Annotated in this window: 20 protein-coding genes and 2 tRNA genes; 12 read left to right on the forward strand and 10 right to left on the reverse strand. The window is 40.3% G+C overall.

Annotated features, from left to right (window positions below):
- The first annotated feature begins 27 nt into the window (after positions 1 to 27).
- Together LC454_RS14660 and LC454_RS14665 are read left to right on the forward strand one after the other, a co-directional pair.
- Positions 28 to 819 carry a heme ABC transporter ATP-binding protein gene (locus LC454_RS14660; RefSeq protein WP_223583242.1) on the forward strand — a complete coding sequence of 264 codons (792 nt, stop codon included), beginning with the start codon at positions 28 to 30 and terminating at the stop codon, positions 817 to 819.
- 120 nt (positions 820 to 939) lie between these two features.
- Positions 940 to 1,902 (forward strand): helix-turn-helix transcriptional regulator, encoded by a 963-nt coding sequence (locus LC454_RS14665; protein WP_223583243.1) that lies wholly within the window; start codon positions 940 to 942, stop codon positions 1,900 to 1,902.
- Here the strand turns inward: LC454_RS14665 and pdeM are convergent, their stop codons facing one another.
- Genes pdeM through LC454_RS14685 form a run of 4 tightly spaced genes read right to left on the reverse strand, consistent with a single transcriptional unit; the run spans position 1,903 to position 7,580 of the window.
- On the reverse strand, positions 1,903 to 2,559 hold the full coding sequence (gene pdeM / locus LC454_RS14670; protein WP_223583244.1) for a ligase-associated DNA damage response endonuclease PdeM: 657 nt from the start codon (positions 2,557 to 2,559) through the stop codon (positions 1,903 to 1,905).
- Positions 2,556 to 5,018 (reverse strand): ligase-associated DNA damage response DEXH box helicase, encoded by a 2,463-nt coding sequence (locus tag LC454_RS14675; RefSeq protein ID WP_223583245.1) that lies wholly within the window; start codon positions 5,016 to 5,018, stop codon positions 2,556 to 2,558. The genes pdeM and LC454_RS14675 overlap by 4 nt, the downstream gene beginning before the upstream one ends.
- A gap of 1 nt (position 5,019) precedes the next feature.
- The gene (locus tag LC454_RS14680) at positions 5,020 to 6,600 is read right to left on the reverse strand and encodes an ATP-dependent DNA ligase (protein WP_223583246.1); all 1,581 of its coding nucleotides are present in this window, start codon (positions 6,598 to 6,600) and stop codon (positions 5,020 to 5,022) included.
- Positions 6,597 to 7,580, reverse strand: coding sequence for a ligase-associated DNA damage response exonuclease (locus LC454_RS14685; RefSeq protein ID WP_223583247.1), 984 nt, complete (start codon positions 7,578 to 7,580; stop codon positions 6,597 to 6,599). Before LC454_RS14685 ends, LC454_RS14680 begins: the two co-directional genes overlap by 4 nt.
- A gap of 216 nt (positions 7,581 to 7,796) precedes the next feature.
- Between LC454_RS14685 and LC454_RS14690 the strand changes: the two genes are divergently transcribed.
- The 5 genes from LC454_RS14690 (at position 7,797) to LC454_RS14710 (ending at position 14,523) form a co-directional block, all read left to right on the forward strand.
- Positions 7,797 to 9,281 (forward strand): ATP-binding protein, encoded by a 1,485-nt coding sequence (locus LC454_RS14690; RefSeq protein ID WP_223583248.1) that lies wholly within the window; start codon positions 7,797 to 7,799, stop codon positions 9,279 to 9,281.
- Complete coding sequence (locus LC454_RS14695; protein ID WP_223583249.1) at positions 9,271 to 12,870, forward strand: response regulator; 3,600 nt, start codon at positions 9,271 to 9,273, stop codon at positions 12,868 to 12,870. Before LC454_RS14690 ends, LC454_RS14695 begins: the two co-directional genes overlap by 11 nt.
- 12 nt (positions 12,871 to 12,882) lie before the next feature.
- A complete protein-coding gene (locus LC454_RS14700; protein ID WP_223583250.1) occupies positions 12,883 to 13,254 on the forward strand; it encodes a response regulator in 372 nt (123 codons plus the stop codon).
- Positions 13,255 to 13,256: 2 nt separating this feature from the next.
- Entirely contained in the window at positions 13,257 to 14,087 is an 831-nt protein-coding gene (locus LC454_RS14705; protein ID WP_223583251.1) for a CheR family methyltransferase, read from the forward strand.
- 73 nt (positions 14,088 to 14,160) lie between these two features.
- The gene (locus LC454_RS14710; protein ID WP_120257351.1) at positions 14,161 to 14,523 is read left to right on the forward strand and encodes a PleD family two-component system response regulator; all 363 of its coding nucleotides are present in this window, start codon (positions 14,161 to 14,163) and stop codon (positions 14,521 to 14,523) included.
- A gap of 340 nt (positions 14,524 to 14,863) precedes the next feature.
- Here LC454_RS14710 and LC454_RS14715 read toward each other — a convergent pair.
- A tRNA-Ser gene (locus LC454_RS14715) sits at positions 14,864 to 14,951 on the reverse strand.
- 55 nt (positions 14,952 to 15,006) lie between these two features.
- A complete protein-coding gene (locus LC454_RS14720) occupies positions 15,007 to 15,525 on the reverse strand; it encodes a YceI family protein (protein WP_223583252.1) in 519 nt (172 codons plus the stop codon).
- Between the two features lie 185 nt (positions 15,526 to 15,710).
- On the opposite strand from LC454_RS14720, the gene LC454_RS14725 reads away from it, so the two are divergent.
- From LC454_RS14725 to LC454_RS14735, 3 genes are all read left to right on the forward strand, one after another.
- Positions 15,711 to 15,784, forward strand: a tRNA-Arg gene (locus LC454_RS14725).
- A 342-nt stretch (positions 15,785 to 16,126) separates the two neighbouring features.
- On the forward strand, positions 16,127 to 16,423 hold the full coding sequence (locus LC454_RS14730) for an MGMT family protein (RefSeq protein ID WP_223583253.1): 297 nt from the start codon (positions 16,127 to 16,129) through the stop codon (positions 16,421 to 16,423).
- A 14-nt stretch (positions 16,424 to 16,437) separates the two neighbouring features.
- Positions 16,438 to 16,965: a DUF1697 domain-containing protein gene (locus LC454_RS14735; protein WP_223583254.1), complete on the forward strand. Its 528-nt coding sequence runs from the start codon at positions 16,438 to 16,440 to the stop codon at positions 16,963 to 16,965.
- A gap of 103 nt (positions 16,966 to 17,068) precedes the next feature.
- Here LC454_RS14735 and mgrA read toward each other — a convergent pair whose 3' ends face one another.
- A complete protein-coding gene (gene mgrA / locus LC454_RS14740) occupies positions 17,069 to 18,106 on the reverse strand; it encodes an L-glyceraldehyde 3-phosphate reductase (RefSeq protein WP_223583255.1) in 1,038 nt (345 codons plus the stop codon).
- 107 nt (positions 18,107 to 18,213) lie between these two features.
- Between mgrA and LC454_RS14745 the strand changes: the two genes are divergently transcribed.
- Positions 18,214 to 18,855, forward strand: a complete 642-nt coding sequence (locus LC454_RS14745) for a peptidylprolyl isomerase (RefSeq protein WP_223583256.1) — start codon at positions 18,214 to 18,216, stop codon at positions 18,853 to 18,855.
- A gap of 58 nt (positions 18,856 to 18,913) precedes the next feature.
- Here the strand turns inward: LC454_RS14745 and LC454_RS14750 are convergent, their stop codons facing one another.
- Together LC454_RS14750 and LC454_RS14755 are read right to left on the reverse strand one after the other, a co-directional pair.
- Positions 18,914 to 19,549 carry an HdeD family acid-resistance protein gene (locus tag LC454_RS14750; RefSeq protein WP_223583257.1) on the reverse strand — a complete coding sequence of 212 codons (636 nt, stop codon included), beginning with the start codon at positions 19,547 to 19,549 and terminating at the stop codon, positions 18,914 to 18,916.
- 549 nt (positions 19,550 to 20,098) lie between these two features.
- Positions 20,099 to 20,938: an aldo/keto reductase gene (locus LC454_RS14755; protein ID WP_223583258.1), complete on the reverse strand. Its 840-nt coding sequence runs from the start codon at positions 20,936 to 20,938 to the stop codon at positions 20,099 to 20,101.
- 273 nt (positions 20,939 to 21,211) lie between these two features.
- On the opposite strand from LC454_RS14755, the gene LC454_RS14760 reads away from it, so the two are divergent.
- Positions 21,212 to 23,431 carry an NADP-dependent isocitrate dehydrogenase gene (locus LC454_RS14760; protein WP_223583259.1) on the forward strand — a complete coding sequence of 740 codons (2,220 nt, stop codon included), beginning with the start codon at positions 21,212 to 21,214 and terminating at the stop codon, positions 23,429 to 23,431.
- Positions 23,432 to 23,535: 104 nt separating this feature from the next.
- Here LC454_RS14760 and LC454_RS14765 read toward each other — a convergent pair whose 3' ends face one another.
- Positions 23,536 to 24,489 carry a glycoside hydrolase family 43 protein gene (locus LC454_RS14765; RefSeq protein WP_223583260.1) on the reverse strand — a complete coding sequence of 318 codons (954 nt, stop codon included), beginning with the start codon at positions 24,487 to 24,489 and terminating at the stop codon, positions 23,536 to 23,538.
- Positions 24,490 to 24,572 lie beyond the last annotated feature (83 nt).

Consider the following 24,572-nt stretch of genomic DNA (forward strand, 5'->3'; position numbering starts at 1 on the left):
TTTCGGTTGTCTAAATAATATTGTCTTATGTTGCGTGTAGAGAAAATCAACTATGAGCTGAAAGGCCGAAAACTGCTAAAAGACATTACCTTTCAGGTACGTAAAGGTGAGATTTTGGCTGTACTTGGTGCCAATGGGGCAGGGAAGTCCACCCTGATGGGGGTATTATGTGGGGAGAAAAAACCTGATTCTGGGCAGATCCATTTTAATGGAAAGCCGTTGTCTGCGTATGATGCAGCAACCTTATCCAAATGCAGGGCGCTGTTAAGTCAGCAGCAACAGATGACATTGAGTTTTAAGGTGGAAGAGATTGTTTTAATGGGCAGATATCCCCATTATAGAAATACTCCTACAGCGCATGACTATAAGGTGGTGGCCGAGACGATGGAACTCTGTGGTGTGACCGCTTTTGCCGATCGGGATTTTCTGAGCCTCTCAGGAGGGGAACAACAAAGGGTTCATCTTGCCCGTGTCTTAGCACAGATATGGGATAATCCGGATGCCCTTTTATTATTGGATGAACCTATCTCTGCCTTAGACTTACATTATCAGCAAAAAGTGCTTGCTATAGCCAGAGCACTGGCCCGTAAGGGGTTTATGGTTATTTTGATTGTCCATGACGTTAATTTTGCAGCAATGTATGCCGACCGGATCTTGATGCTTAAACATGGACGTAAACTCTTTCATGGAACGCCCGTGGAGGTTTTAGCGCAAAAGGAAATCTATACGATTTTTTCGGTTGAATCCAATGTGATCATGAATCCACGTACATTGAAACCTTATGTTCAATTGGAGGAGATGGAGATTGATCTAGAGTAGATCCGATGGCTTCTATTTTTTTATTTCTTAAAAAAATTATTTAGATAGATTATAAATAATTTTTAATTACCGCTCTAATTTGTTAATTTTAATTGCTTCGGGCTTATTTGGATTGAAATCATGTTGGTGAAAAGTAAAATAGTTGAGTTGGGTGATTGGCTTTTTGAAGAAGAAATACCAGATGGCTATGTGCCTGACAAGCCTTTGGTTGAAAATAAAATCACAATCCATACGGAGCCCGTTCACATGGAGAATTTTCAGCTCTCTACATCGGGCTTATTTATATTGCATTCGAAAATGCAATTTGATCGGCCTGTTCAAATATTGACCGAGATCGAAGGGGAGACCATTACCAGTCAATTTATATTTTTTAAACCTGCGGCCAGTAAATTGACCTATGGGATGAGTAGGCATAATATCCGATATATTCCTTCTGTTAAATCGGTTCATCAAGTGGAACCCGGTATTGATTATACGTATTTTATTGCTGTTATATCCAAGGAATATTACCTGAATCTTATTAAGCGGGATTCGTTATTACACCAGCAGTTTGTGCATGAAATCGAAAAAGGGGAGTATACATCGTTTTCAGAAGAAGATCTGATGGCAACCTATGAGATGCAGCATACTATAGCAGAACTTATTGAATCCAAGAAAAAAGGTGAGATACGAAGGCTTCATACCGAATCTCGTATTGTTGAGTTGCTGATGTATCAATTTGAGCAGTACAACGAGAAAAGTGAACAGGTTGTCTCTTTATTCCACGAAGAGGATGTACAACGTCTAGAAATGGCGCGGCAGATTCTCGAACAGCGTATTGCCAATCCGCCGACACAAAAAGAACTGGCGGCAGAGGTATTGACAAGTGAAAGTAAGCTGCGAAAGGATTTTAAGGAATATTTTTCGGTGACCATCCATGATTATTTAACGAGAATCCGCATGGAAAAGGCTAAAAGTTACCTATTGGATGATAAGATGACAGTTTATGAGGTTGCTTTGTTGACCGGATATGGCCATCAGAATAACTTTAGTAGCGCCTTTAAAAAATACTATGGAATTTCCCCAGGTGAACTTAAAATGTAACTAGCTATTCTTTAGTGGGAGGATTATTTCTTCGTGCAAAGCATAGCAAGCGTATTCTTCTGACATTTTTCGGCTATCCAGTCCCGTAAACTTGCTAAATGCAGGTAGAATAATCTGTTGCGCTGAAACCCAAAAACAGGGCAGACGGAGATGCTTGTTCGGTGGAAGCTTGATACTGACGCCTGGATGAATATGTCCACTGATGGTGAAAACCGAACGATCTATTGCCGGTTCGTGTACAAAGTGGATTTGCTCCATTTCGAATTTGTCGTGATGATAGATTATATTAATCTGCTTAGCTAATTTTTCCACCTGTCTATCATGGTTGCCTATGACCAAATGAAAATTGAGACTGGCATGGTTTTGTTTAAATTCTTCCAGTAGAAGGACTTCCTGATTGATGCCCGCATGAATAAGATCACCGACAACCAAAATGTTTTCTGCTCGGTAGTAATCAATTAAAGAAGCTAGTCTTTGCAGGTCGAGGCTAGCTATATCTGAAGGAATCGGAATTCCATTTTTACGGAAATGCGCAGCTTTACCAAGATGAAGGTCAGATAGAATGAGGGTGTTCTGCTTCGGCCAAAAGATAGTGCGTTGATTATTAAGGATAAGTTTTTGTTTATTGAATGTAATGTGCTGTTCCTGTATATTCATTTTCTTCGTCCACGGTTTGATTTATTTGCATGCTCCATGCGTTGAATTCGTTCGATCAACGCTTCACTAGAAAGGGACTGACGTAAACTGTCCACTTTGATCGGAAAACTTAGTGGTGTATATTCCTCTACAAAGGTATAGATGATTTGGCTATTGTTTATCCTTTCAAATGCTTTTATCAGACGGTATTCTTCGAGTTGTTGATTGAACACTTCGGTAAAAGCCTGTTTTAATAATAGATTGTCAGGATCATGATCCATCAAAACACGAAATATAATTCCGGAGGAAGCTTGTAAGGATTTGTTGTTTTGTTGTGTTCCGGGATAGTTTTGTACTACCAATCCGGAAATTACAGCAATATCGCGAAATTTACGGCTCGCCATTTCCGCGGAGTTGATGCTACTGATCACGTCCTGCATAAGATTTTCCCGACTCAAGATCTCTGTTAATTGCGTTTGGTCCAATTGGATTTCTTGGTCGGAATAGAGTTCAAAACCATAGTCGTTCATTGCCATGGAGAAGCTAATGGGATAACGTTTGCTGATGCGGTAAGCGATCAAGGCGGCCATGACTTCATGGATCAATCGACCCTCCAGTGGATAGAAAAACAAATGATTACCCTCGTTGGTCTTGATGTGTTCGACAAGAAATTCTGATTCATTAGGCACAGCCGAAAGGCTTTGCTGCTTCTGGATCAACGGTGAAAGGAAGCGTAGTTCTTTTTCGGCATTGTTGGGAGCTATAGCTTCTGCAAGTTTTTTGCGAAGAAAATGGCTCAGATTTGAAGATAGGGGCAATCTACCTCCTAGCCAGCTTGGTGTGATGGCTTTACCGGATGAGTTTTTTACAAATACGGTCATATCCTTGACCATAACAAGTTCAAGAATTCGCCCAGCAAGGTTAAATCGTTCGCCTTTCTTCAATTTGCTGATAAAATATTCTTCAATCATACCAATATATCCACCTGAGAGGAATTTTACACGCATCATGGCGTCACCAACAATAGCACCGATATTCAATCGATGGAGAAGGGCAATGCGTCTATTTTTTATAATCCAGTTGCCATCACCGTCTTGTACTACTTTGTGAAATTCCTCATAGCGCTTGCCGATTTTGCCACCTGCGGTGATAAAGTACATGCACCACTGCCATTCCTCATCTTCCATGTAGTTGAAGGCATGGGTCTTGGAAACGATCTGATAAAGTTCTGTTGATTGGAAGCCACCCCCGAGAGCGATCGTGACCATAAATTGCACCAACACATCAAAACTTTGGACCATGGGGTCGCGGTTTTCTATCGTTTGGGTTTTGACAGCTTCCTTTAATGCGGCCACTTCAATGAGCTCCAGGGAATGTGTCGGGACAAAGTAGATGATCGATGTTTCAAAAGGGCTGTGGCCACTTCTTCCGGCGCGTTGCATAAATCTGGCTACCCCTTTGCTTGATCCGATTTGAATCACAGTGTCCACGGGCTTAAAATCCACGCCCAGATCCAGGGATGAAGTAGATACCACTGCTTTTAGCTTTCCACTGCTCAGATTTTCTTCAATCCATTCGCGGATGTGGGCATCTACTGAGCTGTGATGCAGCGCAATCTGTCCTGCAAAATCTGGATGTGCTTGCAGCAATAGCTGATACCATAGTTCACTTTGACTACGAGTATTGGTGAAAAGGATGGTGCTTTTGCTTTCCAGGATGATAGGGATGACCTGATTCACGAGATTGCCACCAAGATGGCCTGCCCAGGGAAGAAGTTCAACTTTCTCTGGATAGATCGATTTGATTACAATTTTCTTTTTCTCCTTTGCGACAATCTGCACGCTCTTTTTTTCTCCTGGCAACAGTACATCCATTGCTTGGTCCAGATTACCTATGGTGGCGGTGATGCCCCAAATCTGGAGATTTTTATGTTGGTGTTTTAAGTATGATAATGCCAGTTCTACCATGACACCACGTTTATTTCCAATAAGTTCGTGCCATTCATCTACAGTAATGCAGCGTATATTCTTGAAATATTTGTCACGTTGTTTTTGGGCGAGCAAGAGATGAAGGCTTTCAGGAGTCACCAAAAGAATATCGGGCATTGCTTTGGTCTGTTGCGCTCTGACCTTTGGGTCAGTGTCCCCATTACGTACCTGTACAATCCAATCTAATCCGATATCGTCTATAGCGGTCTGCATTGCTTTGGCCAAATCCTTTGCCAAGGAGCGCAAAGGTGTGATCCAAAGTAACTTTAATCCTTTTTGGTAACGTTCAGGATGATTCATGTAGTCGATCAAGACAGCCATAAATACCGAAAATGTCTTACCAAATCCTGTAGGAGCAATCACCATTCCGCTGTATCCCCGCATGTACCGATCCCAGGTCCTAATCTGGAAGCCAAAAGGGGTATTACCCAAGGATTCAAAATAGCGATTGACGATCTTGAATCCTTCACTATGTATTATCTTCTGACTCAATTTATGTTATTAATTTTTTGATGTTTTCCAAGGTATCTATATCGGCTGCCTTCTTGTCCTTACGCCAACGCAAAATTCGTGGGAAACGCAAAGCTACACCAGATTTGTGGCGTTTACTGTAGCCTATTCCTTCAAAGGCAATTTCAAATACCAGCTCCGGTTTGACAGTTCTTACTGGCCCGAATTTCTCCAGTGCATTTTGCCGAATATAGCGGCTAACCTCAAGTATTTCTTTATCTGTAAGGCCTGAATATGCTTTTGCGATACTTACTAAATGATCACCATCTTTAACCGCGAAGGTATAGTCTGTATAATGCGCACTTCTTCGTCCACTGCCTTTCTGCGCATATATCAACACCGCATCGATGGTCATGGGGTTGACTTTCCATTTCCACCAACCACCTTTTTTTCGGCCAACATAATAAACGGAGTCTTTCTTTTTAAGCATAATACCTTCACTGTTTAGCTCACGCGATGCAGCTTGTAAGATCCGTAGATCAGCCCATTTTTCGCAAGGAATAAGCGGAGACAATAGTATCGTAGGACCAACATTGTGTTGGTACAACTGTTCCAATAGCTTGCGTCTGTCTTGCAGCGGCTCAGATCGGAGATCTTGACCATCCAATTCCAATAGGTCATAAAGGTATACAACAATGGGGACTTCTTCACGTAAAGTCCTGGAAATTAGCTTACGATTGATCCTTTTTTGTAGTTCATTAAAATTCAATATTTGACCGTCTTTTGCAGCCAAGATTTCGCCATCTAGAACAAAGCTCCCTTTCCATTTTTTGAGCACATCAGTAATCTCGGGGAACTGTATGTTGACAAGTTCCTCGCCTCTTGACCAAATGAAGATTTCGTCGCCTCGTTTGATCAGCTGTCCGCGTATACCGTCCCATTTGTATTCGTATTGCCATTCCGCGATCAGACCGAGTTCTTCCACTTCCTTTTCAATAGGGTACGCCAGACAGAAGGGATAAGGTTTTGAAAGGTTTGTATTGCTATATTCACCTCGGACGAGTTTGTCAAATGCGTAGTCATGAGGGTTCCATTCACCCATAATACTATGGGTGACAATGCTTGGTTCGATCTGGAAATGTGTCGCAATCGTATTTATTAGCCCTTTGGAAGAAACCCCTAAGCGGAAGCTGCCGCCAAGCAATTTATTAAAAATAAAACGCTCAATAGTGTTTAGCCTATTCCAGGAAGCGAGCACAAATGCTTTTTTTTCTGCCATTGAAGCATTTGCCAACTGCAGGATGTCTTCCATCCATTCACTGAGACTTTTGCTTATTTTTTCAGATGCGGGGGGCAGTATTAGTGCTAAGGTTTCGGAGAGATCACCGACAGCAGCATAACATTCTACAAACAACCATTCTGGGATATTGGTAATTTCCAGTACCCAAGTTTTAAGTTCTTTGGTGGAAATTGGACGCCTAGGCCTTTTGCCAGTCATTAGGGCTAGAAACCAAAGTTTGTCTTTCTCAGGTGCAAAGCTTAGAAAGCGGATGATCGCTTCTTTTTTTAAGCTGGCTTTATTGGTGCTATCCAGCGCATTGACCAATGTTGCAAATTCTATCATACGCTTAATTCTTCTCCGTAATTTGTATTTACCTCTTCGGCTTCAATACCTATTTCATTCAGATATTTGCTGAATGAGGCTGTCTGTCCATGGGTTACATACACTTTTTCGGCGCCACTTTCCTTCACGGCCTGCAGCAATCCGTTCCAGTCCGCATGATCGCTGATGGCGAAACCTGCATCTGCACTGCGCCATCTTCGTGCACCACGGATTTGCATCCAGCCGGAGCAGATCGCATAGGCAACATGTGGTATCTTTTGGAGCAGTTGCGTATCGAGTAATGCCGGTGGTAGCAATACGATCTTGCCGTCTAGTTGTTTCATGTCTGTCATCGGGTCGATCAATTGATAAGGTGGTAATTTTATACCAGCATCACTATAGGCCATATTTAATTTGGCGATACTGTAGTGTACATATATTTCGCCCATATCCTTTACTGCGTTTAATATCCTTTGGGACTTGCCTAATGAATAACCAATAAATACGGATGTCTTTTTGTATCCCTGGTTGTGTGTGATCCATGCATTCAAGCGTTGATTTTGCGTTTCAACACTTTCCCAGCGATAGATCGGCAGACCGAAGGTACTTTCAGTAATTAGCTCATGACATTTTACGGGTTCAAATGGGGTGGAGAGGCCATCCTCCTGGATCTTGTAATCACCAGTAAAAACAATTACTTTGCCTTTGTATTCCATTCGTATTTGCGCCGAGCCAATGATATGCCCAGCAGGATGTAAAGAAATTTTTACACCATTAATCTGAATGGCTTGGTTGTAAGCTAGCCCTTCAACTTGAATGTCAGGTCCAATGCGACTTTTTAGGACTCCAACCGTGAAATGATGACAGAGATACTTTTTCATACCTGGGCGCGCATGATCTGCATGTCCGTGCGTAATGATGGCAAGATCAACTGGTTGCCATGGATCAAGGTAAAATTTACCCGGAATACAGTAAAGTCCTTTTGATGTGAATTGAATCATATCGAGCTCTTATTTTTAACTACATGATTTCTATTTATAGCATGTTATGTATTCAAACAGGTATTGATAAGTTAAAGTTTTGTTTATTTTTTAGCGAAAGTCGATCCTAGTTTTTAAATTGCGGGTATAATGAAATTTTTTGCCTGAAGTGATTGTAGGGTGGATTCGGTTAATTTTTTTACATTTGTTTACTTTGATTCTTAGTTTTAGCTCTCTATGATATTAATAGTCGATGACAACCCAGATAATATTTATTCGTTACAAAAGTTATTAGAATCCAAAAATTTTAAAGTTGATACTGCCCAATCTGGTGAAGAGGCTTTAAAGAAGATTTTAAAATATAATTATGCCTTGATCATATTGGATGTGCAGATGCCTGATATGGATGGTTTTGAAGTTGCCGAGAACATTGCTGGATTTAGTAAGACCAAGGAGACGCCTATCATATTCTTGTCTGCCGTCAATACAGATAAACGCTTTATTACAAAGGGTTATGATTCTGGCGGTTTGGATTATGTAACCAAACCTGTTGATCCGGATATCCTGATGCTCAAAGTCAAGACATTCTATCGGCTGTATGAGCAGACGCAGGCTTTAAAGGATATCCAACAAACCTTGGAAATGGAGGTGGAAAGACGGAAACAGGCGCAATCAGAACTTCTTTCAAGAGTAGATTATTTACATACGTTACTAGAATCACTACCGCAAATTGCTTTTACTTGCGATCATAGGGGGAATATTGGTTTTGTTAATGGCCGCTGGTTTCAATTTTCGGATAGTGAGCGCACATTCCCGGAAACGCATCCCGATGACCGATCGATCACAGCTGAATTGCAGGAGAGCCTTGCTTCCGGCAAACCCCTGGAAATGGAGGTGCGAGTCAAAAAGCGGGATGAATTGGGTTATTCTTATCAATTGTTGAGAGTTTGGCCTATTTTAGAAAACGGTGAAAATAATTGGGTAGGAACATTCACTGATATTGATGGGCAAAAAAAAGCTGAGAAAGAAAAGGATGAGTTTTTAAGTATTGCAAGTCATGAATTGAAAACGCCGCTGACGAGCATCAAAGCTTATATGCAATTGCTTGACCGCAAATTGAGTCTCGACGAAAGTTGCGCGGAGGCTAAGTATGTTGGCAGAGTTAAGGATCAGGTAGAAAAACTCAATAGTTTGATCACAGATTTACTCGATTTATCGAAGATCGACAATGGAAAATTAGGGATCAATAAAAAGGTGTTTTCGCTTGAGCGCATGGTTCAGAACGCCATTGATTCTATTGTTCAGACGCATGATCAGAGCAATATGGAACTACATAGACAAGGAGATATCTCGGGTTTAATGGTCTATGGTGATGAGATACGCCTGGAGCAGGTTCTTGTCAATTTTTTAACAAATGCCTATAAATACGCAGCCGGAACAGAGAAAGTGATCGTTGATTGTACCGTAATGAATGACGCTGTAAAAGTGAGTGTGATAGATTTTGGAATTGGTATACCTGAAACCAAACTATCTGAAGTCTTTGATAAGTTTTATCGTGTAGAAGAGACTTCTTTTGACTTCCAAGGTTTAGGGATAGGCCTTTATATTTGTTCGGAAATTATCCGTAGTCATCAAGGTACAATTGCCGTTGAAAGTTCTGCCGGCAAAGGGGCCACATTTTATTTTACATTACCATTAAATCTGCCTACAGATGCCAAATAAAACACTTAATAACTTATCTATAGGAATTGGTTTTTCACTACTTGCCCTGTTGGTGAGTTCTACAGCATCGTATCTGGGGATTAAAGAACAGAATAAACACCGTCAGGAGCTGGCCGTTACCCGAAAAATAATCAGTTTATCAAATATTATCCTTAACTCTCTGCAAGGGGCAGAAACGGGAAACAGGGGGTATCTGCTCACGGGGAAGGAGAATTACCTGGAACCATTCAATCAGGCTTTAGCGAGCCTGCCGGGTGAGTTGAAGGAAATAAAGGAGCTTACGAAAGCAGATCCTGAGCAAAATGTTCGTGTAGATAGTTTATTTACAGCGGCCCAGCAAAGGTTAGCCGTATTAAAGGAGTCGGTGAATGTCAAAAGGAACGGTGGGACTGTTAGTCTGGCGCAGCTGGACGAGAGCAAATCCGCGATGGACAAGTGCCGTAGCATCATTAAGGATATTATTCATTACGAAGATGATGGTATCGATCAGAAATCTATCAATTTAGATAATTCTTCGTTTATAACAACCTTATTTATTGTGATCAGTGCATTGCTATCACTGGTAATTACGGCATACTTTTATTTTCGGCTAAGGGCAGACTTTCTTAAACGCTTAGCACTGGAAAAGTCGCTCCGTGAGAAGGATGAAGGGATTGCCCGCAGATTAAATATGGTTCAAAAGATCACTAATCGTATTGCGCTAGGGGATTATGATGTCAAAGCGGAGGATATTGAGGAAGACGACCTTGGCGCGATAGCAAAATCCGTTAACCGGATGTCAAAAGCCTTAAAGAAATCATTCGATCAGCTCAAAGATAACGACTGGTTACATATGGGATATGCCGATCTTTATACCGGATTGGTCGGTAACAAAACCGAACGGATACTTACCACAGATTCGGTAAGGGGATTGGTCAATTATATAGGTGCTATTACTGGAGCGATTTATGTTTTTAATGAGGAAAAACTTGAACTATCTGGCGCTTACGGATTGGACCCAAAGGCACAGCAATATTTTCTCCCAAATGAAGGTTATGTCGGACAGGTCTTTGTTGATAGGGAAACGAAAATTATAAATAATATAAACACAGAAGACTATATCGTGAGTTTTGCCAGTGGAAAGGTCAATGTACAGCACCTTATTTTTGTACCTATTGTATTGGCTGATCAGGTATTGGGTGTGCTGGAGATCGGGCACCGTCAGCCGTTTGCGGAAATTGAATCAACATTTCTGACGGAATGTGCCAGACAACTTGGTATCGCTATCGCTTCGGCGAGGGGCCGGGCTAAAATTCAATCACTTTTGGAAGAAACTCAAGTACAATCTGAAGAATTGTTGACGCAGCATGCGGAGCTGGAGAATCTGAATACGGAATTGGAGGCGCAGACCTTGCGTCTGCAGTCGTCCGAGGAGGAACTGAAGGTGCAGCATGAGGAATTGATGCAATCAAACCAAGAACTTGAAGAACGTTCAAAACTGTTGGAAGACAAAAATCTATTGATTGCCGAACGTAACCTGGAAATTCAACAGAAAGCGGAAGAACTCGCGTTGAGTACCAAATATAAGTCGGAGTTTTTGGCAAATATGTCCCATGAGCTGCGTACACCGTTAAACTCCATCCTGCTACTTTCGCGTTTGCTATCTGAGAATAATGAACACAATCTTAGCGCTGACCAGATCGAATCGGCTAAAGTGATCCAAAGCTCGGGAACGAGCCTTTTAACATTGATCGACGAGATATTGGATCTTTCAAAAATTGAGTCGGGTAAAATGACATTGGAGTATACGACACTGAATTTAAATGATATCTCGGCAGATCTGAATAATTTATTTCTTCCGATTGTCAATGAGAAGGGACTGACTTTCACAATCAATATTGATCCCGGGGTCAATAAAAATTTTCAGGGCGACCGGCTTAGAATTGATCAGGTGCTACGGAATCTGATTTCAAATGCGGTTAAATTTACAGCAGCCGGTGAGGTGAGACTGGATATTTACGAGGATAGTACCGATAAGGATAAGCTTGTTTTTGCCGTGATCGATTCGGGTATAGGGATTCCGCTGGAAAAACAGAAGATAATTTTTGAGGCTTTCCAACAGGCGGATGGTTCGACAAGACGAAAATTTGGAGGGACAGGACTAGGTTTGTCTATCAGTAGAGAGATTGCGCGCTTGCTGGGCGGTGAAATCAGGCTTGAGAGTGAGGAAGGAAAGGGAAGCACGTTCTTATTTGTTATTCCGAATCATCCGGTAGAGCCCGGGGAGCTGCGTACGAAAGAAGAGTTGCTTGTAGAAGAGATCCATTCTGAAATAGAGGAGGTGCGTGAGCTTGTGGCGGATGACGTCTATAATCCCGCTACAATACGTATTCCAGAGGAGTTGCCTGATGATCGGGATAGCATTGTTGAAAGTGATAAGGTTATTCTTATTGTCGAAGATGATATCAACTTTGCGAAAGCATTATTGAAATATACACACAGTCAGCACTACAAGGGTGTTGTTGTTGTGCGCGGGGATCATGCACTGCCAGCGGCCAAGAAATATCACCCACAGGCGGTTCTATTAGATATTCAGTTACCCATCATGGATGGCTGGGCAGTAATGGATGAGTTAAAAGGAGATAAGACCACAAGACATATTCCGGTACATATCATGTCTTCACTTGAAGTGAAGAAGGAGAGTTTGTTAAAGGGTGCTATTGATTTTATCAATAAACCTGTCGCCTTGGAACAGATGACTTCTGTTTTTCAAAAAATCGAATCTGCTTTGAGCAGATCGCCTAAAAAGGTGCTAATTGTTGAAGAGAATCCTAAACATGCTAGCGCATTGGCTTATTTTTTAAGTAGTTTTAATATTTCACTTGAAGTAAAAGATAATGTTGAAGACAGTATCGTGGCGTTGGGTACTGCTGAAGTAGACTGCGTAATCTTAGATATGGGTGTTCCTGATGAAATGGGCTATAATACCTTGGAGGCCATCAAACAGCATGAGGGCCTCGAAAATCTGCCGATCATTATATTTACAGGTAAAAATCTGTCAAAGTCTGAAGAGCTGAAGATTAAAAAATATGCAGACTCGGTAGTTGTTAAGACTGCACATTCTTATCAACGGATTTTGGATGAGGTCGGCTTATTTCTGCATTTGATTGAGATAAACAGCTCGGATGATGTGCGACGAAAAAACAACGGACTTGGCGCATTAACTGATGTACTGAAAGGAAAAAAGGTGCTGGTGGCGGACGATGATGTGCGCAATATATTTTCGATGACGAAAGCATTGGAGAAATTTCAGGTACAAGTCATTCCAGCAATGGATGGCAAGGAGGCGCTGGAAGTATTGCGCTCAGGTGAAGCGATTGATATTGTGCTGATGGATATGATGATGCCCGAAATGGATGGGTATGAAACGATCAGGAATATCAGACAAACACCTCAATTTGCGACCTTGCCGATTATTGCGGTCACCGCCAAGTCAATGATTGGCGATCGCGAAAAATGTATACAGGCCGGAGCTTCGGACTATATTTCAAAACCTGTGGATATAGACCAGCTATTGTCTTTGTTGCGTGTATGGTTATATGAAAATTAATTAAAGCGGTTAATGAATCAAAATAAAGTGATATTAATTGTAGACGATGACAACCGGAATATTTTTGCGCTCGGTTTGACCTTGAGAGCGAGGGGATACCAAGTGGTCAGTTGTACTTTAGCAAAGGATGCAATTCAACTATTGGAAGCTGAAAATAATGTTTCATTGGTTTTGATGGATATGATGATGCCTGAAATAGATGGATATGAGGCTATTCGTTTGATTCGAAGTTCCGCTGTTATCAAAGATCTTCCGATTATAGCGGTGACAGCACAGGCAATGAGTGGGGATCGGGAAAAATGCCTTGAAGCGGGGGCACAGGCGTATGTGTCAAAGCCAATTGATGTCGATGTGCTGTTGACGGAAGTAGAACGATTGATATAGCGATGTTAGGCCATAATATAATTAAAGATGAGGAGATCGATATTTTATTGGAAGATATCTATCAGCGCTATGGCTACGATTTTATACAGTATAGTCGGGCTTCGATCAAAAGAAGGATTAATAGAATCATGACGAATGACCGATTTGCGAGTTTTGCCGAGCTCCGATTCGCATTGAAAGACGATCCCGAGTTTCTGCAGCATTTTGTGGAGGAAATTACGGTGAATTTAACGGAGATGTTTAGGGATCCTTTATTTTTCCGGCAGCTGCGAGAGGAGATCTTGCCACAGTTGGGAACCTATCCATTGATTCGGATCTGGGTAGCTGGCTGCTCCAGTGGCGAAGAGGCCTATTCGTTGGCTATTTTACTTAAAGAGGCCAATCTCCATCATAAATCATTAATCTACGCAACGGATATTAATCCGCGGGTGTTAGAAATAGCGCGTAATGGAATATATCCGTTAAGCCAGATTAAGTCGTTTTCAGAAAACTATATTGAATCCGGCGGAAAACAGGACTTTTCTAATTATTATACGGCAAATTATGAATGGGCGAAATTTAATCCGGAGCTGAAACAAAAAATGATCCTATCAACCCATAACTTGGTGTCAGATACCTCGTTTAACAGCTTTCAATTGATACTGTGCCGGAATGTGTTGATTTATTTCAACAAGGATTTACAAGACCGCGTTTTTAAGCTGTTTGATGCAAGTCTGGAAAATTTGGGATATCTTGCATTGGGCAGCAAGGAAACCATAAGGTTCTCCAGTATACAGCAAAATTTCACCGCAGTAGGTGATCAAAAAATTTGGAAAAAACTTTATTCGTTGTAATAAGGTCTATTTAAAAAATTGGTATGACATTCAGACCAAAGTAGACCCCTATAAAAGACATAAATTAAGCTATATGAGTAAAAGAAAAACTGTACTGATATTTGAAGATGATACGATTATTTTGGAGGTGATAACAGTCGTGCTGACAGATTTGGGGTTTCATGTTGAAGTCTCCGAGACTTCACACGATATTATTCAAAAGGTAGAAACTACAGAGCCTAATCTTATTTTGATGGACAATTGGATCCCAAATATTGGGGGAGTAGAGGCAACTCGCCTGTTGAAGGCTGATGACCGGTTTAAACATATTCCGGTTATTTATGTATCTGCCAATAACGATATTGAATCATTAGCTGCTCGTGCTGGGGCAGATGATTTCCTATCCAAACCCTTTGATCTGGATGATCTGGAAGATATTGTTAATAAACATATCTAACAAAGGTCGTACTATTGATATACCTACTGACGAACGATTTATAGCCTACAGACCTTTGTAGGCTTATTCTATTGTACATGGAGAATTGTGTATTGTGCTTACACAATTGTTGCCCCTTCTGATTCGAATCTGAATATAACGAAAAAAGCCTTTCAGATATGGAAGGCTTGTTCTGCGGAGAGTGAGGGATAATAAGATTGATCCCAAAGGAGGGCGCTTAACCATAAAATAAAGCCATCCACTCCGTTCATTTTTTTCGTCGTTTAATACTTTTGATCAAACATTGTTTGCAAAAGTCTATAAACGACAAAACCCGACTGTCGTCGGGCTTTATTTTTGGTGGCGGAGAGTGAGGGATTCGAACCCCCGAACCTGTGACAGTTAACGGTTTTCAAGACCGCCGCATTCGACCACTCTGCCAACTCTCCGCGACAAAAGTACGAATTTTTGCTCTCCTGCCAAATTTTATTTTATAAATACTTCTTATTTTGCTTTTATAAACTGGATATCAGCACTAAATTTTACGTCGTCACTCACCATCACACCGCCTGTTTCCAAAGCTGCATTCCAATTAAGTCCAAATTCTGAGCGTTTGATCTTTCCTTCTACGATAAATCCAGCTTTGGTATTTCCCCAAGGGTCTTTCTGAATACCCGCAAATTCCAATTCAAAAACAACAGGTCGAGTCACGTCACGGATAGTCAGATTTCCTTTGATTTGTTCATTCGCTAAGCTTGTTGCTTCAAATGTTATCGCTGGGTATTTTTCTACGTCAAAAAAATCAGCACTTTTTAAGTGTCCATCCCGTTGTTCATTTCGTGTATTGATTGACGCGGTATTGATAGTTACCTTTGCAAGTGCATTATCAAAAGTATCATCTTCTGCATCGAGATCTATTTGAAAGTTGTTAAAGTTTCCTTTGACGTTTGTGATCATCATGTGTTTTACTTTGAATTCTATCTCGCTATGCGCAGCGTCTAATTCCCATTTTCCTTGTGCCATAATTTTTGTGTTTTCTTATTTGTTTAATAACACAAAGGTAACAGCAGCTTTTAAATTTTTGTTTGACCTAGATCAATAAAATAATCTTGTTGAAAAGCAATCAGTTATTGAAAAACCGCAAAAAAAAGCAGATGATATTTTGGAATTGTTGAACAAATGTCTACTTTTGCATTACCGAAAACGACGCGCCAATAGCTCAGCTGGATAGAGCATCGGTTTTCTAAACCGACGGTCTCAGGTTCGAATCCTGATTGGCGTACAAAATTGTAAAAAGGTCCTTAATATACTTATTAAGGACCTTTTTTAGTTGTTAGCAATTTGTAGCCATGCTAGATGAATCTTTCCCAGTCTAGGATCTGAACAGGTATTGCTTTCCTTTTGAATTTGTCTCCTTTATTAAAATACGCACTGTTTTTCGCGGAACTATGTAGCCTGAGGATAAATTTATCCACAATTTAAGTTTAGTCATGCTATCGTTAAGCATCTGTTTTTTTGTATCTTTAGTCGACATTGAATTATATTGATTTTGGCTTATCATTACTGATCTGCCTGACCTTTAAGGGTTGATGGTAAGTCGAATTAAAGATCTAATGGATACAATATGGACGAAACATTCAAACAGCAAGTGTATGAATTGGCGAGACTAATTCCAAAAGGGCGAGTCTCAACTTATGGCGCAATTGCTAAAGCGCTGGGGTATCCAAATCATTCCCGCCATGTTGGAAAAGCAATGGGGGGATGTCCCAAAGATGTACCTGCGCATCGTGTAATTTCAAGTGGGGGAGTACTGGCGGTTCCAGAGTTTCAGTCTAAATTGGAGAACGAAGGTGTTGGAATAAATAATCTCAGGATCAAGGATTTTAAAAAGATATTTTGGAATCCGATGGATGAAGTTTAATAAATCGATAAAAGATGAAATACTGCGCGTTTTTACGAGGGGTAAATGTAAAGGGAACCAACATGAAGATGGTTGATGTATGCCAGGTATTTAAAGATGCTGGGATGGATCATGTGAGTTCAGTGTTGGCTTCCGGAAATATTGTTTTTTCTTCGGATAGGTCCGCAGAAGAACTTAAAATTGTTCTGGAGGCCGCGATGTCGAGTTATTTTTCCTATGAAGCCTTCCTTTTCATTAAGTCGCAGGAAGAAACGAGTTTATTTTGGAGTAGCATTCCCTTTGAAAAACATTCTGATTTTCATATTTATGGTTTTGTAGGTTTACATGGTATAGAAGAAGTTCTCTTGGATGAATTTAATAAAAGTGCCAAAGTAGACAATGAAAAAGCAGAAGTGATCAATGGGCTGTTTTACTGGCAGGTCCCTAAAGGAAATACATTGGATTCAACATTCGGAAAAGTATTGGGTAAGAAAACTCTGAAAGATAAGTTCACAAGCAGGAATGTGAATACATTTGAAAAAATTTTGAAGATCATGCATTAAATCAATGTGTGTTGATTTAATGAAATTATATGTAAAAAAACGTATTGATTATCCGAAGCCAATCAATACGTTTTTAGGGTAAAGGAGTAATTTATACCTTGATTTAGCCTTTATTAATCTCCGCGGATTGAGCCCATATATTGATATGTCCATCTTTTGCATATAGATCAATCTCATGAATTTCCTCTGGAGTAAATGATAGATTTTTGAGCGATCGTACGCAATCTATGACCTGTTGCGGCTTGGATGCACCGATCAGTGCCGAAGTCACTTGCTGTTTGCGAAAGACCCAAGCGATGGCCATTTGAGCCAAAGACTGTCCCCTACGTTGTGCAATCGCATGAAGTGCCTGTATATTCTGTCTGTTTTCCTCACTTAAAAACTTGGTCTGCAATGATTTTGACTGTGATGCCCTGCTATCCTCTGGAATATGATGTAAATATTTGTCCGTTAGCATGCCCTGGGCGAGTGGTGAAAAAACAATAGAGCCAATACCGATTTCATCCAGCGTGTCCAATAGCCCATCTGTCTCAACCCATCGGTTTAACATAGAATAGCTGGGCTGATGGATAATAAAAGGTGTTCCTAAGGATTTCAATATTGCGTACGCCTCTTTGGTTCGTTGCGAATTATAAGACGAAATGCCAATATAAAGGGCTTTTCCACTCCGTACAAGTTGATCCAACGCCATCATGGTTTCTTCTATTGGTGTGTTTGGGTCATAGCGATGTGAATAGAAAATGTCAACATAATCTGTACCTAGACGTTTTAAAGATTGATCACAACTGGAAATAATATACTTTCTGCTGCCCCATTCGCCATAGGGACCATCCCACATGTGGTAGCCCGCTTTCGACGAAATAATCAATTCATCCCGGTGGCCAGCGAACTGTTGTTTAAGAATCTGTCCGAATGCAATTTCTGCACTTCCTGGAGGCGGACCATAATTATTGGCGAGATCAAAATGCGTGATTCCAAGATCAAAAGCTGTCGTACAGATGTCAACTTTGGTTTGATGGGCTGTGTCGTTTCCAAAGTTGTGCCATAAACCTAAAGAAATGGCTGGTAACTGTAGACCGGATTTACCACAACGATTGTATATCATCTGTTGGTAGCGATCGGGGTGTGGGATATACTGCATAGATTTGAATTGTTATAATCCAAATATAATAATAAACGGATTTCCTCGAATTGAAATTTAGTGTATTTTTATACGAAATTTTGAAAAAGTTGATTCTATAAAAAAATATGAAGAAAATCACACTGATTATAGGCCTGTTGCTCATCTGGATGAGCAGTAGTAATGCACAGTCAAAACGGCTGTTATTTAAAACCGCATTTGGAGAATTTAAGGTGGTACTTTATGATTTTACGCCAAATCATCGGGATCTGATTTTAAGGTCGATAAAGGATACTGTATATCAAGGTGCATTGTTTAATCGCATTATCGAAAATTTCGTGGTGCAGGGTGGCGAGCACGATATAGATATTGAAAGGAGAGAGGCGTTAGACCCCCAGCACCGCAAACCCCGTTTGGCTGCTGAATTCGACCAACGTGCTTTTCACAAAATGGGCGCGTTGGGGGCGGGACGTGATGGTAATTCTGAGAAAGCATCTTTCTTGAATCAAATCTATTTTGTCGTTGGAAAGAAGATCAGTTCTGCTGATCTCGATAGTCTGGAAACAAAAAAGGGTATAAAATACAGTAAAAAACAGCGCAAGGAATATTTAGCGCACGGTGGGCAACCTAGACTTGATCATGATTTTACAGTCTTTGGCGAAATATATCAGGGCCTTGATGTGATCTTGAAGATTAGCCAGGTGAAAACAGATCAACAGGACTTCCCTTTAGAAAAAGTTCCTTTTAGCATTGTGGAGATCAAAGAATAAAACCATCTTTTAAGATGGTTTTATTCTCATAAAAGAAAGCTGTTTTATATACCTTCCTTTATTTGTTGTGTTGTTCAAACTCTTCTTTTAATTTCTCGTAACGTTCTTTCCATTCGTTAGGAAGTTTGTCGGGGATATTTTTCAGGCTTTTCAACTGAAAAGCAAATACACAGGCAGCAAAACCGACTGTACTAATTGCCATCCCGGTCCATATTACCAGAGATAATCCGGCAAAAAGTGGATTCCAAAGTAAAATAAAACTAAAAATAATACCTAGTAACGCAAATAATGTAATCCAGCCCCAAGATTTACTGCCATAGTTTTTGAGATCAAAGGAGAAGGACAATAATTGAAAAGACCTAAACAAAGCATAAAATCCGACAATAAAAGCCAAAGTTCCTGCAGATAACAGGGGATTGGTCATCAATAAAATGCCAAATAAGGCATAAAGTATACCACCGGTAAGGTACCAGCCCCAACCGTCAACCTCATTTTTGTTTTGTAAGGCAAAAATAATTTCTAGTATCCCCGAAACAATGAATGACCAGGAAAATAACATACTCAATGCGAGAAAGGATGCGACCGGCGTGGATATCGTATAGAAACCCAATAAAATCAAAAGAATTCCAATGATAAGCGGAATATACCAATGTTTAATGGAAGATTTGATTGTTTTTAAAAATGAATTTGCCATAATAGTGTTGTTAAATTTAAATCTTTTCGGTTTCTTTAAAAATAGTGTAAGATGCCTATACAATATTGACTTCAGCATTTGCAGACTTCAATCCCGCTTCAAATTTAGAAATGGAAGTGTCTATGGTATAGATTATTCGTGTCAACTCACCAATTGGTTCAAATACTTTTTTTCAATTATATGCTACTTCTTATCAGCAAACGCTTTGTTATATAGGGACGCATTACGCTGTGGGTAAGCCTCGTGGTATTTATATGAGTTTTAACAGTTACACTAAACTTTTGTTGCGGACAAACTCGTATTTCTTGTTTTTTGGAATTTGTAAATCATTTTAAAATCATAGACTCGAAGCTAAAAGGAATAAAACTAGCAACGTTAATAATTGAGCGGTGTCAATTTATTGACGGACAGGCAGGATGTGGTTGGCGAACTTGCTGTCACAATTCAACATCAACAGGTGTGGGGTGGAAAAAAAGATAAAAAAAGAGTCCTCCAAAGCGTATTTACTTGGAGGACTCTCTCTATGTGATTTGAAATACTATCGATGATTTAGAATGCTACTTTTTTAGGATCCGATCCGGAGAAACCCATTGCTGGTAATGTCCGAATTATCCTGATATCCTCCTCTGTAAGATCGAAGCTATCAATATCCAAGTTTCGTTTAATATTTGCCGGATTGGTAGATTTTGGTAGTGGTAAAATACCCTGCGAGAGTGCAAATTTAATACAGATCTGTCCCACACTGGTAGACTTCTGCTCCGCTAAAGCGATCAGGGTCTCATCCTGCAATATTCTTCCTGAGCCTAGTGGAGACCATGCCTGCACCAAAATATCATTTGATTTGCAAAGCTCGACCGTTTCCTCTTGCAGATAACCGGGGTGGAATTCAATTTGATTGACAGCCGGGATGATCGTTGCTGTTTCCAATAATTTGACGAGATATTCTTTCGGGAAATTGCTAACCCCAATAGCTTTCACCTTTCCTTGTTGGTATAAATATTCAAGGGCCTTCCATGTATCGGCATTAATCGCTGCCCAACCCTCAAACTGAGTTTCGTTGGCTGGCCAGTGTATCAAATACAGGTCTAGATACTCCAATCCCAAGTCTGCAAGGGATTTTTCAAATGCAGCTATTGCCTTATCAAAACCGCGTTCAGTATTCCAAAGTTTGGTTGTTATAAATAAAGTATTACGAGCTATTCCGCTGTCTTTGATCGCTCTGCCGACACTTTTCTCATTACCATAAATTGCCGCAGTGTCAATATGTGTATATCCTGCAACCAGGGCTTCCTTAACAGCTTGGTATGCGTCTTCTCCTTCCGGAATTTGCCAGGTTCCAAATCCAATTGCTGGAATATCAATTCCATTGTTCAATTTGAATGATTTCATGCTTAATTGTATTTTTTTGTTCGACTAAATTAGGGTTTCAATCGTATTATCTCGTCACTGAAATGTCAAGAGGGCTGTCTTTTAAAACGATGGAAGTAAACTTATTCTATATTGCCAAAATATATTTATTTTCACAATTTTATTGTCAAAAAGGTCGGATTAACGCATGGTTTATAGCATTAATTCTTATCTTTAGGCGAAATTTTGAGAAAATTAGATTTTTCACTGATTTCACATAGCATTAAAAATTAAACATATTTCTAATAGATTACTATGTCAAACAAATCAAAAATTGTTTGGACAAAAACAGACGAAGCACCTTTGTTGGCGACTTACTCGTTTTTGCCTATTGTACAAGCGATTACAGCTACAGCTGATATCGATGTTGAATTGAGAGATATCTCTTTAGCAGGTCGTGTTCTTGCAAGCTTTCCAGAATTTTTAAAAGAAGATCAAAAAATTGCCGATGCATTGGCAGAGTTGGGTCAGATGGCAACAACTCCAGAGGCAAACATTATTAAGTTGCCAAATATTTCAGCGTCTATTCCACAGTTGAAGGGTGCTATTACCGAATTACAAAAAGCAGGTTATGCTATTCCAAACTACCCCGATGAAGCAGCTACTGAGGAAGAAAAATCCATCAAAGCTAAATATGCGAAAGTATTGGGATCAGCTGTAAACCCGGTATTACGTGAAGGTAACTCCGATCGTCGCGCACCTAAGGCGGTTAAGAATTATGCTAAAGCAAATCCACATAAGATGGGCGCTTGGGCAAAAGATTCTAAAACTAAGGTAGCATCGATGACATCTGGTGATTTCTATGGTTCAGAGCAATCTGTAACAGTAGAAAACGCAGGTCAATTCAAAATTGAATTTGTGGATGCACAAGGCGCTGTTACTGAATTAAAAGGTCTATCTCCGTTAAAAGCGGGTGAAGTAATTGATACTTCGACCTTAAGCTTGAATGCATTGAAAGGTTTTGTTGTTGATGCGATCGCTGAAGCGAAAGCTGCTGGTGTATTGTTATCTGCGCATTTGAAAGCAACAATGATGAAAGTTTCCGATCCTATTATCTTTGGAGCAGTGGTTGAAACATACTTTGCAGATGTGTTTGCAGCGTATGGCGACTTGTTCAAAGAATTGGGGATCAACAAAAACAACGGTTTAGGTGAAGTATATGCTAAAATTGCAGGTCATGCAAAAGAAGCAGAAGTGAAAGCTGCGATCGATGCTGCGATTGCGCAAGGTCCTGCTTTGGCAATGGTTAACTCAGATAAAGGTATTACAAATTTCCATGTTCCTTCTGATGTGATTATTGATGCTTCTATGCCAGCAATGATCCGTATCGGTGGTAAAATGTGGAATAAGGATGGCCAAGAAGAAGATACGATCGCTATGGTTCCTGACCGTTCTTACGCAGGTGTTTATGAAGCTACAATAGAAGACTGTAAAGCAAATGGCGCTTTGGATCCCAAAACAATGGGTTCTGTTCCAAATGTTGGTTTGATGGCTCAGAAAGCTGAAGAATATGGTTCACACGACAAAACTTTCCAGGCTGCTGGTAATGGTGTGATTCGTGTGGTAGATGCCGAAGGTAATGTATACATGGAGCAAAAGGTTGATGAAGGTGATATCTTCCGTATGTGTCAAACAAAAGATGCACCTATTCAAGATTGGGTAAAATTAGCAGTAAACCGCGCACGTTTGTCTGGTACGCCAGCAGTATTCTGGTTAGATAAAGACCGTGCTCACGATAGAGAGATCATCAAGAAAGTAGAGAAATACTTGCCTGATTTTGATACAACAGGTTTGGATATTAGAATTCTATCGCCAATAGAAGCTACTAAATTCTCCTTGGAGCGTATCCGTAAAGGCGAAGATACAATCTCTGTAACAGGTAACGTATTACGTGATTATCTGACAGATTTATTCCCTATTTTGGAAGTTGGTACTTCAGCAAAAATGTTGTCTATTGTACCATTGATGAATGGCGGTGGTTTGTTTGAAACTGGTGCAGGTGGTTCGGCTCCAAAACACGTAGAGCAATTTCTTCAGGAAGGTTACTTACGTTGGGATTCATTAGGCGAATTTTTGGCACTGGGTGCTTCTCTGGAGCATTTGTCGCAAACGCAAAATAACGCTAAAGCATTGGTTTTAGCAGAGACGTTAGACGAAGCAACAGAGAAATTCTTGGCAAATGATAAATCTCCGGCGCGTAGAGTCGGGCAGATTGATAACCGCGGATCTCATTTTTATTTAACATTATATTGGGCTCAGGCTTTAGCTGCTCAAACGAAAGATGCAGATTTAGCAAATCGATTTGCAGGTGTTGCACAAGTATTGACAGATAGCGAAGCTAAAATCAATGAAGAATTGATCGGAGCACAAGGTCAGGCACAAAACATCGGTGGTTATTACTTTCCTAATGACGAATTAGCAACAAAAGCTATGCGTCCTTCAGAGACATTAAATAATGCAATAGCGGGTATTTAATCGCTTATTGTCTTAATTAAATAATGAGAGCCCCGATCAACGACCGGGGCTCTTCTGTTTAGGTTTGGTTGTATGTATACTCTTACTCTATTGGGAGGAATGATCTATTTTAATGGGTATTTGATACCTTTAAAGGTCATTTCGACGGGTAGAATGTGACCATTTTTGTCAAATTTCATCTCATCGATACAGGTGACACGCTCATTGGCTCCTTTCTTTCCTAATGGTCTACGGTGATAGACGATGAAATATTTGTCTTTATTGGGTACTTTGATAACGGAATGATGCCCAGCGCCGACAGCAACCTTCGGATCACGTTCGAGAATTGTTCCGATACGTTCAAATGGTCCAAATGGGGAATCGGCAATTGCATAAGCCACTTTATAATCAGGGCCAGTCCAACCACCTTCGGACCACATAAAATAGTATTTCCCATTTTTAATAAACATAAATGGCCCTTCCACATAATCCTTTGGTGTAATTTCCTTGTAATAGGTTCCGTCTTCGAATGGAAGCAAGCCCGTAAAATCAGGTTTGAGTTTGACCATATTACAATGCTTCCAGCCACCATAGTACATGTAGAATGTTCCATCCTTATCTTTAAATACAAACTGATCTATAGGCTGCGCACCATTGATAATGTCATTGATCAACGGTTTGCCAAGCAAATCTGTATAAGGTCCTTCAGGTTTGTCCGCCACAGCCACACCAATTCCGCCGATTTCGCCCTGATGGACATCGTTTGCACTAAAGAATAAATAATATTTGCCCTTATTTTCGAGAACAGCAGGAGCCCACATCGCTTTTTTTGCCCATGTTATCTGATTGTTTTGAAGTACCCGGGGATGTTTTGTCCAGCTAGTCAGATCTGATGAGGAAAAAGCATCAAAAAATACCTGTTCTTCATAAGGTGCCGAATAGGTGGGAAAAACCCAATATTTTTTTCCATAGATGATACCCTCTGGATCTGCATAGTTTCCACGAATGATGGGATTCTGTTGTGCAAGGAGTGTCGTTGCCAATAATAAAAATGTTGTCGTAAAAAATGTTCTGATCATCGTTATGCTTTAAATGTTTAAGATAGGACATCTTGTCGGTTGGGATATTCAAAAAAAAATCATTTTTATGCGGATTTTTCTCA

Origin of the sequence: Sphingobacterium sp. GVS05A (assembly GCF_019969845.1) — a bacterium.
Lineage (GTDB): Bacteria > Bacteroidota > Bacteroidia > Sphingobacteriales > Sphingobacteriaceae > Sphingobacterium.

Coding starts and splice junctions, on each gene's coding strand:
- LC454_RS14760 (WP_223583259.1), top strand. CDS start 21,212: ATGTCAAACAAATCAAAAATTGTTTGGACAAAAACAGACGAAGCACCT.
- LC454_RS14665 (WP_223583243.1), top strand. CDS start 940: ATGTTGGTGAAAAGTAAAATAGTTGAGTTGGGTGATTGGCTTTTTGAA.
- LC454_RS14680 (WP_223583246.1), bottom strand. CDS start 6,600: ATGATAGAATTTGCAACATTGGTCAATGCGCTGGATAGCACCAATAAA.
- LC454_RS14745 (WP_223583256.1), top strand. CDS start 18,214: ATGAAGAAAATCACACTGATTATAGGCCTGTTGCTCATCTGGATGAGC.
- mgrA (WP_223583255.1), bottom strand. CDS start 18,106: ATGCAGTATATCCCACACCCCGATCGCTACCAACAGATGATATACAAT.
- LC454_RS14765 (WP_223583260.1), bottom strand. CDS start 24,489: ATGATCAGAACATTTTTTACGACAACATTTTTATTATTGGCAACGACA.
- LC454_RS14700 (WP_223583250.1), top strand. CDS start 12,883: ATGAATCAAAATAAAGTGATATTAATTGTAGACGATGACAACCGGAAT.
- LC454_RS14730 (WP_223583253.1), top strand. CDS start 16,127: ATGGACGAAACATTCAAACAGCAAGTGTATGAATTGGCGAGACTAATT.
- LC454_RS14690 (WP_223583248.1), top strand. CDS start 7,797: ATGATATTAATAGTCGATGACAACCCAGATAATATTTATTCGTTACAA.
- LC454_RS14720 (WP_223583252.1), bottom strand. CDS start 15,525: ATGGCACAAGGAAAATGGGAATTAGACGCTGCGCATAGCGAGATAGAA.
- LC454_RS14710 (WP_120257351.1), top strand. CDS start 14,161: ATGAGTAAAAGAAAAACTGTACTGATATTTGAAGATGATACGATTATT.
- LC454_RS14695 (WP_223583249.1), top strand. CDS start 9,271: ATGCCAAATAAAACACTTAATAACTTATCTATAGGAATTGGTTTTTCA.
- pdeM (WP_223583244.1), bottom strand. CDS start 2,559: ATGAATATACAGGAACAGCACATTACATTCAATAAACAAAAACTTATC.
- LC454_RS14735 (WP_223583254.1), top strand. CDS start 16,438: ATGAAATACTGCGCGTTTTTACGAGGGGTAAATGTAAAGGGAACCAAC.
- LC454_RS14705 (WP_223583251.1), top strand. CDS start 13,257: ATGTTAGGCCATAATATAATTAAAGATGAGGAGATCGATATTTTATTG.
- LC454_RS14755 (WP_223583258.1), bottom strand. CDS start 20,938: ATGAAATCATTCAAATTGAACAATGGAATTGATATTCCAGCAATTGGA.
- LC454_RS14660 (WP_223583242.1), top strand. CDS start 28: ATGTTGCGTGTAGAGAAAATCAACTATGAGCTGAAAGGCCGAAAACTG.
- LC454_RS14685 (WP_223583247.1), bottom strand. CDS start 7,580: ATGATTCAATTCACATCAAAAGGACTTTACTGTATTCCGGGTAAATTT.
- LC454_RS14750 (WP_223583257.1), bottom strand. CDS start 19,549: ATGGCAAATTCATTTTTAAAAACAATCAAATCTTCCATTAAACATTGG.